The organism is Herpetosiphon sp. (assembly GCF_003512625.1).
In the GTDB taxonomy this organism is placed as follows: Bacteria; Chloroflexota; Chloroflexia; order Chloroflexales; family Herpetosiphonaceae; genus Herpetosiphon; species Herpetosiphon aurantiacus.
On sequence record NZ_DOPT01000046.1, the window covers coordinates 129,554 to 145,738 of the forward strand.

Sequence of the window (16,185 nt, forward strand, 5' to 3'; positions counted from 1 at the left end):
CGCTATTCTCCTCGAATTTGCGGTGGCTGGCCTTCGATTGGCAGGGTGAAGGCAAAGATTGCGCCGCCAGCTGGGCGATTTTCGGCCCAAATTGTACCACCATGGGCCTCGATAATTCCACGGCAAATCGTCAAGCCCAACCCAACCCCACTGCTGGCTGAACGTTTGGCCTGCACCCGAAAAAATTTCTCGAAGATTGTTTCAAGCGCACTTGGGGGAATCCCAGGCCCATGATCTGCAATCTGCACTTCGATCAAACCAATCCGTTCAACCGCCCGAATTTCAATCGGGCTGCTGCTGGGGCTATATTTGAGGCTATTTTCCAGCAAATTAACCAACACTTGCTCGATCAAAATGCTATCGAAAGGCACAAACGCTTGGTTTGGTAGCTCGATGCTGATTGAACGTTGATCGATTTGCGGGGCTAAACGTGCCAAGGCCGTGCCCAACACTTCTTCGAGCGCTTGCCATTCTTTATGCACTTGAACTGCGCCAGCCTCTAGTCGCGTCATATCCAACAAATTGCTTAGTAACCGATTGAGTCGCTGGCCTTCATCGGCGATGGTTTGAATTAATTCGTGTTGGATGTGTTGATCAAGCTGGTTGGTTTGATCAAGCAAGGTGCTGGCAGCGCCGCTAATGGCCGCCAAAGGTGTGCGTAAATCGTGGGAAACTGAGCTAAGCAGCGAGTTCCGCATACGTTCAGTTTCAATTTGCACGCTCGCAGCTTGCGCTTCTTCGGCCAAGTGAGCACGTTCGATCGCTACAGTGGTTTGGTTGGCAAAGGTTTCGAGCAAATGCACATGGCTGGGATCGAGCAAACGGCGTGGTTGTTCTGGCTGCAATGCCAAGACTCCCACAACTCCGCGCGTCGCAATCAGCGGCAGATACATAGCTTGGGCACTGGGCAAGGTGTCGCTGTGCATTCCAGCTTTTTGCTGATGATCATAGACCCATTGCGCAGTAATCAGTTCGCGTTGATCGCTGATGAATGGCCATTGTTGACCAACAATTGGCCGCAGTTGGCCCTTAGGGTTGGGCAATAAGATTGCGGTTTGGCCTTCAAACACGCTGCTAATATGTTGAGCCGCTGTTTGCAGCAAATTATCCAAGCCGCGAATGCTGGCAAATTCGCGGGTCATGGCATAGAGCGCGGCGGTGCGGCGTTCGCGTTGGCGGGCAGTTTCGGCCTGCGCTTGAATTTGCACGGTCAAGGTGCTGATCGTCAACGCCACAATCAACATCACCATGAAGGTCAAAATATATTGCACATCGGAGACAGCGAAGGTCAAATAGGGCTGGACGAAAAAGAAATCAAAGGCTGCTACGCTTAAAATTGAGGCGCTGATCGCAGGCCCGCGTCCGTAACGCGCCGCCACCCACGTTACCCCCAACAAATACAACATAATCAAATTCGATAATTCGAGATGCGGAAAGATGCCATAACAAACCATTGTGCAAGCTAACACCACGCCGCTCGATTTGACATAATTTATTTTTGGCGAATGGGGTTGTAGGCTTGGTTTGGCGTTGGGTTTATGGGTATCGTCATGCTCGCCGCTGATCACATACACATCAATTTCACCACTCTGGCGAATCAGTTGATCAACGATCGAGCCAAAAAGCAGCTCGCGCCAACGTGGCTGGGCTGGCTTGCCGACTACAATTTTCGACACATTGCGTTGGCGAGCATAGCGCAGCATCTCTTCACCTGGATTGATTCCGCCAAGCGTGACGATTTGTGCTCCCAAACTTTCGGCGAGACGCAAGGTTGCGGTCACCCGATCGCGATCGGCCTCGCTGAGCCGCAAATGCTTGGGTGTTTCAACATACACCACCAGCCATTCAGCCTTGAGATCGTTGGCCATGCGTCGGGTTGCGCGAACCAAGCGCTCGGAAAGTGGGCTTGGGCCAACCCCTACCAACAAGCGTTCGCGGGTTGGCCATGTTGTAGGAATCGCGTGATCATGGCGGTAGCGCTGCATTTGGGCATCGACCCGATCGGCAGTGCGGCGTAGCGCCAATTCGCGCAGGGCAATCAAATTGCCTTTACGAAAGAAATTGCGGGCCGCTTGCGCTGCTTGGCTGGCGATATAAATCTTGCCCTCATTCAAACGCCCAAGCAACTCATCGGGTGGCAAATCGATCAATTCCACTTCATCGGCGGATTCCAGCACCGCATCGGGCACCGTTTCGCGCACGATCACCCCCGTGACTTGGGCCACCAGATCATTCAGGCTTTCGAGATGTTGCACATTGACTGTGGTATAGACATCAATGCCAGCGTGCAGCAACTCGTTAATATCTTGCCAGCGTTTGGCATGGCGCAAATTGGGCGCGTTACTATGCGCCAATTCATCAACCAAAATCAGGCTCGGTTTACGTTCCAAGGCGGCATCAAGGTCAAATTCGCGTAAGCTTGTGCCACGATATTCAACCTGCAAGGCTGGCAGTTGAGGCAAGCCCACCAAAAGGGCATCAGTTTCGGCGCGGCCATGGGTTTCAATATAGCCAACTAGCACATCGATGCCTTCGGCACGGCGTTGTTGGGCGGCCTGCAACATGGCATAGGTTTTGCCAACACCTGCCGCCGCCCCAAAAAATACCTTCAAACGCCCGCGTTGGGCTTGTTGGTTGGCACTCTGAATCCGTTCGAGCAGTTGATCTGGATTTGGGCGTTGATGTTCCATCGGAAAAGCCTTCAATAGGTTGGTAGAAAATGTCAAGTTTTAAGCAATATATTGAGCTAAGCTAGCGCCATCGAATTAACCAACAGGAGTTGTGTGATGGATGGACTGAACAAACCTCATTCACGGCGAAAGTTTCTGACGACGAGCGGCTTGGCGGCAGTTGCAGCTGGTAGCGTGTTGGGCAAGCACGGGCAGGCCGCAGCGGCTCCAGCGAGTGCCCCCAATTCAGGCTTAACCGCAACCAATGCGATGGAATTGCCACCAAGTGCCAAAATCAGTATTCGCTGCTTGCGCTCACTGACCATGCTAACCATGAGTTCGCAGCTAACTGATCCCGCATTTAGTGCCGAAGTCTACGAAATTGGCCTCAAAGATCTCGAAAGTAACCTACAAGAGCTAATCGGACTGGGCACCAGCGATCTGGTGAGCTATCGGCCAAACCCCGAAGAGAGTTTGCCGACGCGGCCATGGTGGTGGCCCAAACGACGTGTTCGCCATTATCGCGGCCAACTCAGCCATGAATCGATCCCCGACGCTGGCCAACTTATCTTGGATATTATACGCAGCCTTGATGGCTATACGGTAGCATTTTATTCGCAACAGCTTGAATTTGCCGAATTGAGCCAACATTTGGCCTTGGTTGAAATGCAAACCCAGTTCCAACGCTTGATCAATGCGCCAAGTTTGGCGGGCTTATTCCCTGATGACGATGATATTTGCCCGTGGTGGTGGCCGTATCCCCAGCCGAATTGGCTGCATTTGCACGACCGTGATTGGCCTGTACCACCAATTCCGATTCCTCCCTGCGATTTACGCGAGTTGGCGGTGAATGTGCAGCGCGGTTTAATTCAACTGGCAGTTGCTGAGCGCTATAGCGATAGCGAACAAGCCAGCTATCGGCGTGACAGTATCCGCCCAACCATTCACGATCTGGCCAATCAGCTGTCGGCCTATGCTGGCACACTAACAGGTTGGCTTGAGCATGATATCGTCGATCGACCACCACCAGATCCTAACGATCCTTATCCATGGCCATTCCACGATGGTTTAATTGATGAATTGGTTGATTTTGCCGATCGTCCGCCACCACAACCCTATCGAATTAAACTTGGCGACCAAATTATGCGAGCGAGCCACTTGGTTGGCGTGGCCTGCCACATTCGGGAACGGCACTTGGCTGGGCGGTTGCAGGATGCCAGTCTGACCCAAATTAAGGATCTCGCCTACCAAATCTAAACTGGACGTGCTTAGATTTAGCCCTTTTTCCAGATTATGGAAGAAGGGCTTTTGGTTGTTACTCTCATACCATCGCCTATCGCAACACCATGATTTAGGCATGTTGTCCACTTGATCTTTATCAAAAACAGCTTAAGATAGAGCCATGGATTGATCATATGTAGAGGAGTATCGATGATCCATTCGACCTATGCTGAGCTATTCAATCAGCAGTTCGTCCAAGACCCCTTCCCCACCTATGCTGCTCTGCGTGCCGAAGCCCCGATTCACCGAATTAGCCTACCCGATGGTCGTGGTTTGTGGATGATTACTCGTTTTGAGGATGTTAAAGCCGCGCTGAAAGATCCACGATTTATCAAAAATTGGCGCAAAGTGCTCAATCCTGAAGAGCAAAAGCTCATGCCAGTGATGCCACCAGTCGTGCAATTGTTGTTTAAACATTTGCTAGCGCTCGATCCACCCGACCATACACGCATTCGTGGGATGGTGCATAAGGCCTTTACCCCGCAATTGGTTGAGCAACTCCGCCCACGCATTCAGCAAATTGCCGATGAGTTGCTCGATGCGATGCTGGCTGGCCCGCGCAGCACCGATTTGCTGACGGCCTATGCCTTCCCGTTGCCCTTGACCGTCATTGCCGAATTGCTGGGAATTCCACTGGATCATCGCGAAAAGTTTCGTTATTGGTCGGGCTTGGTGGTGACTGTTGATCCTTCGCCAGATCGCTTTACGCGCATGGCGGGTGAGATGGAGGAGTTTGGTAATTATCTGCGTGAATTATTCGCAGAAAAACGCGCCAACCCCGCCAACGATTTGACCAGTGCTTTGGTGCAGGTTGAAGAGGCTGGCGCTAAACTGACCGAGCAAGAATTATTTTCGCTGGTGTTTTTCTTGTTGGTTGCTGGCCACGAAACCACGGTTAATTTGATTGGCAATGGTATGCTGGCCTTATTACAACATCCTGAGCAATTGAATTTGCTGCGCGAAACCCCCGACCTGATTCGTAACGCCGTCGAAGAATTGCTGCGTTATGACAGCCCAGTCGAAACCTCAACAATTCGCTGGGCTTGTGAAGATCTGGAGTTTGCCGGGGTTAAGATTCCGCGTGGCGAGCAAATTCTAGCGGTGATCACCTCGGCCAATCGTGATCCTCAGCATTTTGCCGCGCCTGATCAGCTAGATATTACGCGGACTGAGCATAACCACATTGCTTTTGGTCATGGCATTCACTATTGTTTGGGAGCACCGTTGGCCCGCCTTGAAGGCGCAATTGCGATTAATTCGTTGGTGCAGCGCTTGCCCAATTTACGTTTAGCAGTGCCAGCTCATGAATTGATTTGGCGGCCTGGCATGCTGATTCGCGGCATGATCGAAATGCCAGTCGAATTTTAACCTAAAAACGCCGTCTAGCCCTAAACTAGACGGCGTTTTTGAATTTATTGCTTGGTAATTAGCGGTAAAAAGTTGATATTAGTTTCGGCGCTTGAATGCAGCAAGAGCACAGCGCTGCGTTCAGGGTCGGCGCTGGTTTGAGCTTTAACCCACACTTGATCAGCCGCTGGGCTTGGCCCCGCCGGCAGATCGACGCGCAGCGTGATCGTTTGGCTGGCATTTGGCCCAAGGTCGTTCGGCATGGCACTCGTTATGGTGGTTAGCCAAGTATTGCCGATGAGGTTGAGGCTAATTGGCACAGTTTGTTGGCTGAGGTTGCGCAATGTCAGGGTGTAGGTGATGCTCGTACCATGCAGATTGCTTTGCGCAAGTTTAGGCGTGGTCAAACTAAGAACGCTCGATTGCACTTCGACATCGCTCGCTTTAAGAAAGCCAAAACGATGGTTGAAATTAATTTGATAATACTTGGTTTGGCCGCTGACAACGATATGTGAGCTTGGATCAAGGGTTGGGGTATAGACTGGCGAATAGTAGTAGGTGCTGGTGTAAAGCTGCGTTGCCACCACCATATTATCGGCGGGTAAGCTGTAAATTGGGGTGATAGCCTGCGGTGAAATGCCTTGAGGATAGGCAGCTGCTTCAGGGTAAGCTCGCCCATAGACTGGAATAGTGGCTTGACCAACTTTTGGTCGCACTTTTAGCCCTTGTCCCGCCGTGGTATTTGAGCCATCGGGGTTGTGGAACCAAGCTTTCTGGCCACCAAAATAAATCGCCTGCCAATCGCCCTGTTGATCAGCGACAACATAGGTTTGGCCTGTAACAACTTTGTTGCTCCAGTTGTTGGCGTGAGTCGGAGTTGAGCCAATGTATTGATTGGTAATCAAGGGCGAGTTGGCGTTGGGTTGCGTGTGCAAATAGAGAAAATTAGCGCTTTGAGTTGGTACATCGCGGCAATCGTTGCTGCTATAACAATAGGTCAAAGCGGGCATATTGCTATCGAAATTGGGATTAATGGTAACCAACTGCGGATCGGGATTGCTGATGGGTGCGGGGCCACCACGCACCAAATCCATATAATGCGCCCAATCCCAAAACGGGCCTGGGTCCCAGTGCATGCCTGCTTGATGTTGCGGCAGCGGGCCAGGCAACTCGTCATGGCCAATAATATGGCTACGATCTAATGGAATCTGGTATTTATCGGCGAGATAGCGGGTGAGTTGCGCCGAGGCTTGATACATGGCCTCGCTATACCAGGTTGCGCCTTCAATCGCAATACCTTCGTGTTCGATGCCGATCGAGTGGCCGTTAACATCCCAATTGCCTGCATGCCAAGGCACGTTTTTATTCTCAACCATTTGGGCAATATGCCCATCGCTGGCCCGAATGACATAATGGGTTGATGCACCAGTGGCTGGATTTTGAAACACATTGACGGTTTGGGTGTAGGTGATTTCGGTGTCATGAATCAAAATATAGCGAAAATCTAAGCCATCGGCTGGGCGATTGGCTAAATCGTAGTTACCATAATCACTGCGATCATTGGGGTTATTCAAGGCATAGGCCGCTGGAATCACTTCACAATTGAGCGTCGTTGGGCAATCCAACGGAAAATCATCACCCAAATACAGCTGCAAGCTAGCGGCACTTTGGCGATTGATTGTGATGGTACTTGGAGCCAACGTTAGCGCTTCGCCGTTATCGAGGCTACGAGTTGCACCTTGCTGCAAGGTGGCGTAGACCCGATCGGCGAAGCCAAACGCGGTCGAACGCTCTTTGCCGCCGCTATACAACACCACCGCGCCATACCAATCGGCGAGATTGTTGGGCAATCGTGGGTTGATGCTGCGGCTATATTCGGCCAACAACGCCGCGCCACCGCGAATATTCTGCACTGGATCATTGATTAATGTGCTGGGTGGTTGGCCGATTAGCTTGGCAGCTTGAGTTAAGGTTTGCAATTCGTCAGGTTGTTTAAGTAGTGTGGCCCAATCAAGGCCTTTGCTGGCGTGCCAATGGCTCAAATCGATTTGAGTTAAATGCATGATTCCATAGCCGCCGCTGGTGCTGGGCTGGCCTGCGTGATGCTCCCAGCGTGAAAGATTGTAGCTCAGCGCTAGCAATACTTCGCTTGGTACATGGAATTCGGCGGCAGCTGCGGTGAAAGCCATATGCAAATTGCTGGCAGCTGGGTTTGGGCTGTTGGCAAAGCTTGGCAATGGCAAATAGCCAAGGCCCAGCCCTAAAATAACAAAAACGATCAGCAAACGTGATCGTAACCAACGATGGTTCATTATTGCTTCCTCAACAACTAAAAGACCTAACTCGTAGGTTTAGTATACCTGCTTAAAATTAATTAAGAACTGAGAATTGGCTGAGGAGTTTTGATCGACGCAGAACATGAAGCGCACGAAGTTTTGGAACCGCGCAGGACGCGAAGAGCGCTTGGGCGCTGTCTGATAATTCCATGGTAAACTCTTGGCCATGAGGTGATGTGATCAGAATTATCCATGGCCTCATGACCACATCAGATTCGACTAAGACGCACAAATTCGCAGTAGATGTTTGTACGCTACTACACGCAGGAGGGGCTATGACCATCGATGAGCTTGAATCATGTTTGGAGTCCTTTGTCTCGCGTGCGCAAATCGTGCGCGATACCCGCCACATCCTTGAGGAATGGGCAGTTAATGGCATCTTTCAGGCTGCAGTGGAAGACGACCACTTCATCCCCATCCCCCACGATGCACCGATCACCGTCATCCGCACCACCTTCGAATGCTCTGCGTTGGACTATACCTTTGGTCCAGTGAAGGCGATTGTTGGGTTGGGAGACATTACTATCCACGATGACACCATCCTGCCTCAGTATTGTTTTGTCAGGCTGTATTACAATGACGAAGGACAGGTCTTTACCACCGATTTTTACCTTGACTAGTGTACTGCTTAGGAGCAAGCCATGAGTCTTGCCACAATCGAACGGCTGTTGGATGCCGTGCTTCCCGATCAGCAAGTGTTGGCCGATACGACCGCCATCCTTGAAAGTCTCGTCCAAGATGGAAGCGTCGCGGTCCTGGTTACCTCTTACGGTGGACGGGTCTCGCCGCTGACCATCCCCTATCCCGTGCCCCTGACGGTCATCAGAAAAATCTTCCAGCGCCGCTTTGTCGGTGCTGCGACATGGACGATGAGTGCAATGGTCGCGCTTGGCACGGTTGAACTCGACCATGGAAGTATCAGGGCACAGTATCACTTTCTAGACCTTGACTATACGGCGGAACGGACGATTGTCAATGTTGAATGGTTTGATCCAGCGTATTAGAGGTAAACCCACGATTTGTACACCCGAACGCCCCACCTATCGCAGGGCATTTGTTCGCTGAATGGCCTTGCTGCTATGCCAATGCACCGATAAATTTATGTCCACACCACAATCAAATAAAGCTGCTAGCGTTGACTCCACGTGGGCATGGGATACAACAGTGGTTGTTCGGCCACGGCTTGGGGAAATACCGTATATTTTTGACCATCAGGATGCAACTGCTCAACTGCCATGGGCTTTTCGCTGTTTACGCCCTGCGCGTCAAATTGAATCGGCCCGAAAAAAGTATCAAGTTTTAAGCCTTTAATTGTATCGCGCACCGCTAAGCGATCGATCGTTCCTGCCCGCTCAAAGGCCCGTTGAAAGACGATCAATGATGCCGCCGACTCAGCAACTTGATAGGGCACCGATTTATATTGGGGGTATTGCTGACGAAAGGCTTGGGCAAAAGCCGCTGGGGTTTGCCAGCTATCATCGCCATGATAGTCGAGGGCAGGAGTCCATTGGGTTGGGCCAAGGATATAATCGGCATCATGTTGTAAATTAGCGCGAAATTGCGGCAATAATGGCCCCACACTTAATCCAATTGCTTTAGGGCTAAGATCGAGGCTTTTGGCTTGCTTGACAATTAACAAAGCCTCTTGCAGATGACCTGCACCGAGCAACATATCGGGCTGAAGTTGCTTAATGATATTTAAATGATGACTCACATCACGCGCATCGCTGGGATAATCGCCATGATAAACCACGTTTAAGCCGCGCTGTTGGGCGTAATCACGCACACCTTGGGCGACATCCTGCGAAAACGAATCGGTTTCGCTCAACAGGGCCAGCGTTTTGAGGCTTGGGTCAGCCGCCAATACTGCATCCATCACTCCGTTTAAGTAGTGGCGGGCGGGCGTTTGCACACTGAAAATATAGTGATAGTTATTGGCATAAATGCTGCTGGCCGAGCCATGGCCCGAAACCAATGGAATATGATATTTTTCGGCGATCGCTACCGCAACGCTGGTAGCATCCGAGCCATATGGCCCCAATAAAAAATCAACTTGATCGTGATTGATTAATTTTTCATACAGCTCAGCTGTGCGTTCGAGGTTCGATTCATCATCATAATAACGTAAACGCAACTGATAGCGTTGGCCGCCGACCAGAATCCCACCTTGGGCATTCAGGGTATCAACAAAAAATTGATACCCATCACGCACATATTCGCCTTCTTTGGCGGTTTTGCCAGTAATCGAGATCGATGCGCCAAAGGTGATCACCAGCGGTTGTTGGTTGGCACTGGTGCTGATACAACCGCCTAACAAACCGATGATCATCAAATAAGCTAAGCGTCGAAGCCAACAGCGTTGTTGCCACATAACCGACCTCGTATGCTTTAAGCCGCTTTCAAGACCATCAATGCTTCAGGCGGCAAATAAATTCGCACATTGCCACTGGTGTAATCCAAGGTCTCGACCATCAAGGCTCCAATTGTGGTTTCAACTTGATGATGCCATTTTGCGCCCAAATAATCCGAGCTGCGAATTGCCCCAGCAATCACGTTGGTCTGATGATCACTCGTCGCTACTTGCACCCGTTCGGAGCGAATGCCCAAATCAATTGTTTGGTGTTGTTGGAGCTTGAGCGCTGTGCGCACCTCAAGGCATGTGCCATCGCTCAGGCTGACTTGGCTCAGCGTTGGTGCATGCTGTACCACGGTTGCTGGTAAAAAGGTGGTTGCTCCAATGAATTCGGCTACAAAACGGGTTGCTGGTTGTTCATAAATTGCTTGCGGCGTATCAAATTGCTCAAGTTTACCTGCCGACATTACGGCAATTTTATCAGACATCGCTAACGCTTCAGCTTGATCATGGGTCACATAGACGGTGGTAATGCCCAGGCGTTTTTGAATATCACGCAGCCATGTGCGAGCTTGCTCCCGCACTTTGGCATCAAGGTTGGATAATGGCTCGTCGAGCAAGAGCAGGCGTGGCTCAGTTACCACCGCGCGGGCTAGCGCTACCCGTTGCTGCTGCCCGCCCGAAAGTTGGAAGGGATAGCGCTCGGCAACATGACCTAATCCAACCAACTCTAAAATTGTTGCTACCCGCTGTTTGATCTCGCTGCTGGCGATTTTAGCGACCCGTAAGCCAAACCCAACATTATCGGCAACCGTCATATGCGGCCAAAGTGCATACGATTGAAACACCATGCCAAGTTGGCGATCTTCAGGTTGCAAAAAGAGCTTTTTGGCGCTATCGGTCAGCACGAAATCGCCAACCCGAATCGTGCCAGTGTCGGGATGTTCTAGCCCAGCAATACAGTTGAGTGTGGTGGTTTTGCCACAGCCTGATGGCCCCAAAAAGCTGACCAATTCGCCAGCTTGAATCGACAAACTAAGATCATCAAGCGCTTTGGCACTGCGATTATACATTTTACTGAGATGTTCGATGGTTAATCCGGCTGAATCGTGATGAATGTTGCTCATCGGTTGCTCCTTACCAATTATTCGCGAACTTTGACCGTCGGAATAAAGCTACTTAGCCAGCGCACAACCCCAATAATTAATAATTGAATTACGGCCAAGGCGGCGGCTGGGCCAGGCCCACCTTGCGCCCAAACTTCGAGCATGGTTGTGCCAATCACTTGCGAGCCACGGGTGAACAAAAACAGCGCTACTGAGTATTCTTTTAAAAAGGTGATAAATAAGAGGGTAAAGGTTGTAAGCAACGCTGGCCGTAACAATGGCAGCATAATATGGCGCATCACTCCTAGCCACGTTGTGCCGCTCACTCGCGCCGCCCGATCAAGCTCATCGGAGATTTGCAAAATCGAGGGACTCATCGCACTAAATCCTAATGGTAAATAGCGCATGGTGTAGGCAATGATCAAAATCCAAATTGTATTGCGTAGACCGCCCAAGGCCGGAAACGAGAGCAACGCCCATAAAAACCCTAAGCCGATAATGGTGCCCGGAAAAGCCCGTGGATATTGGGCGATATATTTGACTGCGCCGCGCATCGGGAATTTCGAGCGATAGGTCAATAAGGCAACGGCTGCCATAAATAGGGTTGCGACGACTCCGCCAACGCCTGCAATCAACAAACTATTGATAATCGCAACCCGATAGGTTTCAAACTCAAAGGCTTGTTTGAAATTATCCATAGTCAAAATTGAAAATGGATTAATCAGGGCGCTGAGAAATGGCGTGAAGGCTTGCAGAATAATCCCGCCAAGCGGCACCAAAATCGTCAAGCCCGCAAACAGATAGACGACGAATCCCAAAGGCCAGCGCAACCAGCCTAAATGCAAAACCCGCGCTCGTGAGATTTTGCCGCTGACCGATACAAAGCGTCGTTCTTGCTTCATCAGGTGGTTTTGCAGCATAACCAAGACTGAAATAAACAGCACCACCATAATTGCCACAACTGCCAAGGTGCCATAATCGGTCGTCCCGCTCACCAGCGCTGTGCGATAGAGAAAGGTTGAAAGCACATCAATTTGGGCGCTTTCGCCGAGCACCAAGGGAATTGATAGTAATTCGATACTGGAAACCATGGTCAATACCAGCGCATATAGCATTGCAGGCCGAATCAGGGGGATGGTAATGCGCAGCAAAATGCGCAACGGTTTTGCGCCAGCAATCCGTGCGGCTGATTCCAGTTGCGGGTCGGCCATGCTCAGCGAGGAGCTACAATACATAAAAGTCAACGGCATAAAATAGAGCGCACTGACCATAATCAAGCCTGGCATCGTATAGAGATTCCAGGTTGGCAAGCCCCATTCGCGCACCATCACCGTCATAAAACCTTGGGGGCCATACATCACCGCCCAGCCAAAGGCCAAAATCAGTGCTGAAACATAGTAGGGAATCGTGATCAATTTTTGCAGCCATTGCGCCCCAGGCAGATCAGTGCGAATCAAGAGCACTGCAAAGCCAATTCCAATCAGGGTTCCCACAATCGTGCTGCCAAGCATAAAAACCGCTGTATTGCCGATCACCTGCCAAATTTTGGGATTACCCAAAACCCGTGGGAAATTTTGCAAACTCAGGGTATTGCTGGCTTCGTACAAGGGTTTTTCTAAGAGGCTTTGATAGAGAATTGGCCAAGTTGGAAATAAGACTAAACCAACGACTGCCAGTGCGATCAACCATTGAATAACCCGATCGAGCCGCCATTTGGGTGCTTTTGCAATCGCCTTAATTGGGCGAGTCTGGGCTGTTGCTGCCATCTGCAAACTCCTTGGATGGTGCTGGGTAGAGCGTTGTAAGCCGGCTCACTGGCCTACAGCGCTCTACCCAGCACCATTTAAGTTAAGTGGGGCTTATTGGTTGCGACCGAGGGCTTGTTTCCATTGGTTGAGGAACTGGCTGCGTTGTTGAGGGTCAGCCAGGGCTTTATCGGGCCGTGAGAAGATGATATTTTGCTCGCCCCCAACCGCTTGGCTTACTTGCGAAAGATGCAGTGGCGCAGAGGCGGCAATGTCGGGGCGATAGGCGGTTAAGCCACCTTGCGAGAAGGCCATTTGTCCTTCGGCTGAGAGAATATAATCGAGTAGCAATTTGGCTGAATTAGGGCTAGCAGCATGTTTGGTGACTGCCATGCCCCGCACCGCGACAACTTGAGCATCAGGCACAAAGCTATAGCCAAGCAATTGTTGAGCAGCTTCCAAGCGTGGCTGAACTGTGATATTCGAGACAAAGTAGCCGATGCTGGATTCGCCCGAAAGCACTGAATCGATCATCTTGCCGCCAGAGGTTAAAATTTTGGGCTGGCTTGAACCAATTGCTTCTAAAGTTTTCCAACCATCAGCACCTTTGGCCTTGGTATAAAACCAGTTGAGACCATAGCCAAAGCCTTCGCCATCGGCATCGTAGCTCACCAATTTGTCTTGCATGGCGCTGGGGTCTTTTTCGATCATGCTGATCAGTTCGGCCATAGTTTGCGGCGGATCAGCGACCAATTGCTTGTTCCAAATAAAGACCATCGGATCGGTTGAGGCGGCATAGACCCCTTGAGCAATTTTGCCAAGCTCAGGAATTTGGGCATCTTCGCTGGAAACATACGACTGGACTTCGCCTTTATCGATAAAGTTGATCCAGCCATCAGGCGCGGTGGTGGAGATAAAATCGGCAGTACGGGCATTGCCAGCGGCTTCGGTGTAGTAGCGTTCGAATACCTCGTAAGCTCCTAAATCAGCAGTTGTTACTTTGATCCAAGGATATTTGGCGTTAAAGCCTTGAATCACTGGCTGCCAATTTTTCTCACTCATAATCGAATAAATCAAAATACCATCGGCTTCTTTTTTTGAGGCTTCAACTAAAGCGGGATCGGCGTTTGAGGCTGAAACTGATTGGGCACTTTGGCTGACGGTAGGCGTTACTTGCGTGCTCCCACAACTGATCAACGAGGCCATGAGTCCGACAGTGAACACGTGCGCCACAATGCGCGTGAAATGGCTTTTCATTGGGTTTACTCCGTCGCTTGTTTGAGAGGAGGGTTGTTCAGTGCGTCGCTGGATTGAGTAGTAGCTTAGTTGATCAATGTAAAAACGACGTAAAAATTAATTAGCTCGGCGTAAACAAAATATAAATATTTGCAAAATTAAGCCAAATTTCAGGTATATCTAGGATTGAAATTGGGTTAGCGCCTATGAGGTATCTATGTTGCCATTAACTGGAATTACGGTTGTTGCCCTTGAACAAGCGGTTGCTGCGCCATTCGCTACCCGTCAATTGGCCGATTTGGGGGCGCGGGTGATTAAAATCGAACGGCCTGAAGCTGGCGATTTTGCTCGTCACTACGATCAGGCTGTTCACGGCTTATCGTCGCACTTTGTCTGGCTGAATCGTGGTAAAGAAAGCCTTACGCTCGATTTGAAGCAGCCACAAGCGCAAGTGATTATGCACCAATTATTAGCAACGGCTGATGTTTTTATTCAAAATTTAGCGCCACAAGCGAGCCAACGCTTAGGCTTTGGTGCCGAAACGTTGCGTCGCGCAAATCCCAAATGATTGTCTGCGATATTTCGGGCTATGGGAGTAGCGGGCCGTATCAGCATAAAAAAGCCTATGATCTATTGATTCAATGCGAGGCGGGCGCGGTTTCGGTAACTGGCAGCGCCGATCAACCAGCCAAAGTTGGTATTCCAATTGCCGATATTGCTGGTGGAATGTATGCCTACACGGGCATCTTGACTGCTTTATATCAGCGGCAAGCAACTGGCGAAGGCTGCCAGATCGAGGTTTCCCTATTTGAGGCATTAGCCGAATGGATGGGTTTTCCGGCGTATTATAGTGGCTATAGCGGCCAGAATTTGCCACGCACTGGCTTGCAACATGCCGCGATTGCGCCGTATGGAGCATTCGATTGTGCTGATGGGCAGGTCTTTTTGGCAGTGCAGAACCAGCGCGAGTGGCAGCAATTTTGTGGCACTTTTTTGCGCCAACCAGCGCTGATCGAGCAACCAGCGTTTGCAACGGTCAGTCAGCGGGTGGCGAATCGTCAAGCCTTAGAAAACCTAATCAATCAGCATACCCGCGCGTTGAATCTTGATCAAACGCTAGCCCAGCTTGATGCTTTGGGGATTGCCAACGCCCGACTAAATAGCGTTTTAGATTTTTGGCAGCATCCGCAATTGGCGGCGCGAGGGCGTTGGCGCAGCGTGATGAGCGAGGTTGGGCCAATTCAAGCGCTACTGCCACCAGTCAATTGGTCAAACGTTACCCCAGCAATGCAGGGTATTCCAGCTTTGGGTGCTGCTACTCAGGCTATTTTGCACGAGCTTGGCTATACCCAAGCCGAGATTGAGATATTGAAAACCCAAGCCATGATCTAACTAACAAAGCGATAGCCAATGCCGGCCTCGGTCAGCAAATGGCGTGGATTGCTGGGATCAGCTTCGAGTTTGCGGCGTAAGCGCCCAATATAGACCCGTAAATATTCAGCTTCATCGCGATATTGATCGCCCCACACGTGTTGCAAGAGCATGCGATGGGTCAGCACTTTATTGGGATGAGTGATCAGATAGGCCAAGAGGGCAAATTCGGTTGGGGTTAACCGCACATCGAGGCCTGCTCGCCGAACGCTATGCGCTTCAAGATCAATCTCCAACTCGCCATAGCGTTTGGTGCCTGAAGCTTGGGGCTGAACACTCCATTGGCTACGTCGCAAGACTGCCCTAATTCGCGCCAGTAACTCATCGACCCCAAAAGGTTTACATAAATAATCATCAGCGCCTAAATCAAAGGCCATAACTTTATCGCGCTCGGCATCCAAGGCAGTTAGCACAATAATTGGCACAATCGATTGCTCGCGAATGCGCTGACAAACCTCAAAGCCCGTTAAACGCGGCATCATTAAATCCAAAATAATTAATTGGGGTTGTTCAGTATGCCACAGCGCCAAGGCCTCAAGCCCATTGGTTGCTTCCAACACCTCAAACCCACGCACCTGGAGATTCCGCCGAATAAAATCCCGTAAAACATCTTCGTCCTCGGCAAGTAATACCCGAACTGGCTGCGTTGCCATGCAGAGTGCTCCTTCATCAAGCGATCAT

Annotated in this window: 11 protein-coding genes and 1 pseudogene; 5 read left to right on the plus strand and 7 right to left on the minus strand. The window is 50.6% G+C overall.

The features are described 5' to 3' along the window. Positions 1 to 2: 2 nt before the first annotated feature. Positions 3 to 2,690 carry a DUF4118 domain-containing protein gene (locus tag DEF47_RS11160; RefSeq protein ID WP_012189816.1) on the minus strand — a complete coding sequence of 896 codons (2,688 nt, stop codon included), beginning with the start codon at positions 2,688 to 2,690 and terminating at the stop codon, positions 3 to 5. 96 nt (positions 2,691 to 2,786) lie between these two features. On the opposite strand from DEF47_RS11160, the gene DEF47_RS11165 reads away from it, so the two are divergent. Then, positions 2,787 to 3,926 (plus strand): hypothetical protein, encoded by a 1,140-nt coding sequence (locus tag DEF47_RS11165; RefSeq protein WP_012189815.1) that lies wholly within the window; start codon positions 2,787 to 2,789, stop codon positions 3,924 to 3,926. A 174-nt stretch (positions 3,927 to 4,100) separates the two neighbouring features. After that, positions 4,101 to 5,318 carry a cytochrome P450 family protein gene (locus DEF47_RS11170; protein ID WP_012189814.1) on the plus strand — a complete coding sequence of 406 codons (1,218 nt, stop codon included), beginning with the start codon at positions 4,101 to 4,103 and terminating at the stop codon, positions 5,316 to 5,318. 44 nt (positions 5,319 to 5,362) lie between these two features. Here DEF47_RS11170 and DEF47_RS11175 read toward each other — a convergent pair whose 3' ends face one another. After that, complete coding sequence (locus tag DEF47_RS11175) at positions 5,363 to 7,609, minus strand: N-acetylmuramoyl-L-alanine amidase (protein ID WP_012189813.1); 2,247 nt, start codon at positions 7,607 to 7,609, stop codon at positions 5,363 to 5,365. A 299-nt stretch (positions 7,610 to 7,908) separates the two neighbouring features. On the opposite strand from DEF47_RS11175, the gene DEF47_RS11180 reads away from it, so the two are divergent. Together DEF47_RS11180 and DEF47_RS11185 are read left to right on the plus strand one after the other, a co-directional pair. Beyond that, a complete protein-coding gene (locus tag DEF47_RS11180; RefSeq protein ID WP_041304440.1) occupies positions 7,909 to 8,253 on the plus strand; it encodes a hypothetical protein in 345 nt (114 codons plus the stop codon). Between the two features lie 21 nt (positions 8,254 to 8,274). After that, positions 8,275 to 8,637 (plus strand): hypothetical protein, encoded by a 363-nt coding sequence (locus tag DEF47_RS11185; RefSeq protein ID WP_012189812.1) that lies wholly within the window; start codon positions 8,275 to 8,277, stop codon positions 8,635 to 8,637. A gap of 125 nt (positions 8,638 to 8,762) precedes the next feature. Here the strand turns inward: DEF47_RS11185 and DEF47_RS11190 are convergent, their stop codons facing one another. The 4 genes from DEF47_RS11190 to DEF47_RS11205 all read right to left on the minus strand — a co-directional run bounded on the left by DEF47_RS11190 (position 8,763) and on the right by DEF47_RS11205 (position 14,094). Then, positions 8,763 to 10,004 carry an amino acid ABC transporter substrate-binding protein gene (locus tag DEF47_RS11190; protein WP_012189811.1) on the minus strand — a complete coding sequence of 414 codons (1,242 nt, stop codon included), beginning with the start codon at positions 10,002 to 10,004 and terminating at the stop codon, positions 8,763 to 8,765. A 17-nt stretch (positions 10,005 to 10,021) separates the two neighbouring features. Continuing rightward, positions 10,022 to 11,113: an ABC transporter ATP-binding protein gene (locus DEF47_RS11195; protein ID WP_012189810.1), complete on the minus strand. Its 1,092-nt coding sequence runs from the start codon at positions 11,111 to 11,113 to the stop codon at positions 10,022 to 10,024. A 17-nt stretch (positions 11,114 to 11,130) separates the two neighbouring features. After that, positions 11,131 to 12,858, minus strand: a complete 1,728-nt coding sequence (locus DEF47_RS11200; RefSeq protein ID WP_012189809.1) for an ABC transporter permease — start codon at positions 12,856 to 12,858, stop codon at positions 11,131 to 11,133. A gap of 93 nt (positions 12,859 to 12,951) precedes the next feature. Further along, positions 12,952 to 14,094 (minus strand): ABC transporter substrate-binding protein, encoded by a 1,143-nt coding sequence (locus DEF47_RS11205; protein ID WP_012189808.1) that lies wholly within the window; start codon positions 14,092 to 14,094, stop codon positions 12,952 to 12,954. Positions 14,095 to 14,290: 196 nt separating this feature from the next. Between DEF47_RS11205 and DEF47_RS11210 the strand changes: the two are divergent. After that, positions 14,291 to 15,465, plus strand: a pseudogene (locus DEF47_RS11210) (CaiB/BaiF CoA transferase family protein). Here DEF47_RS11210 and DEF47_RS11215 read toward each other — a convergent pair. Next, complete coding sequence (locus DEF47_RS11215; protein WP_012189805.1) at positions 15,462 to 16,157, minus strand: response regulator; 696 nt, start codon at positions 16,155 to 16,157, stop codon at positions 15,462 to 15,464. The pseudogene DEF47_RS11210 and the gene DEF47_RS11215 overlap by 4 nt on opposite strands. Between the last annotated feature and the right edge of the window lie 28 nt (positions 16,158 to 16,185).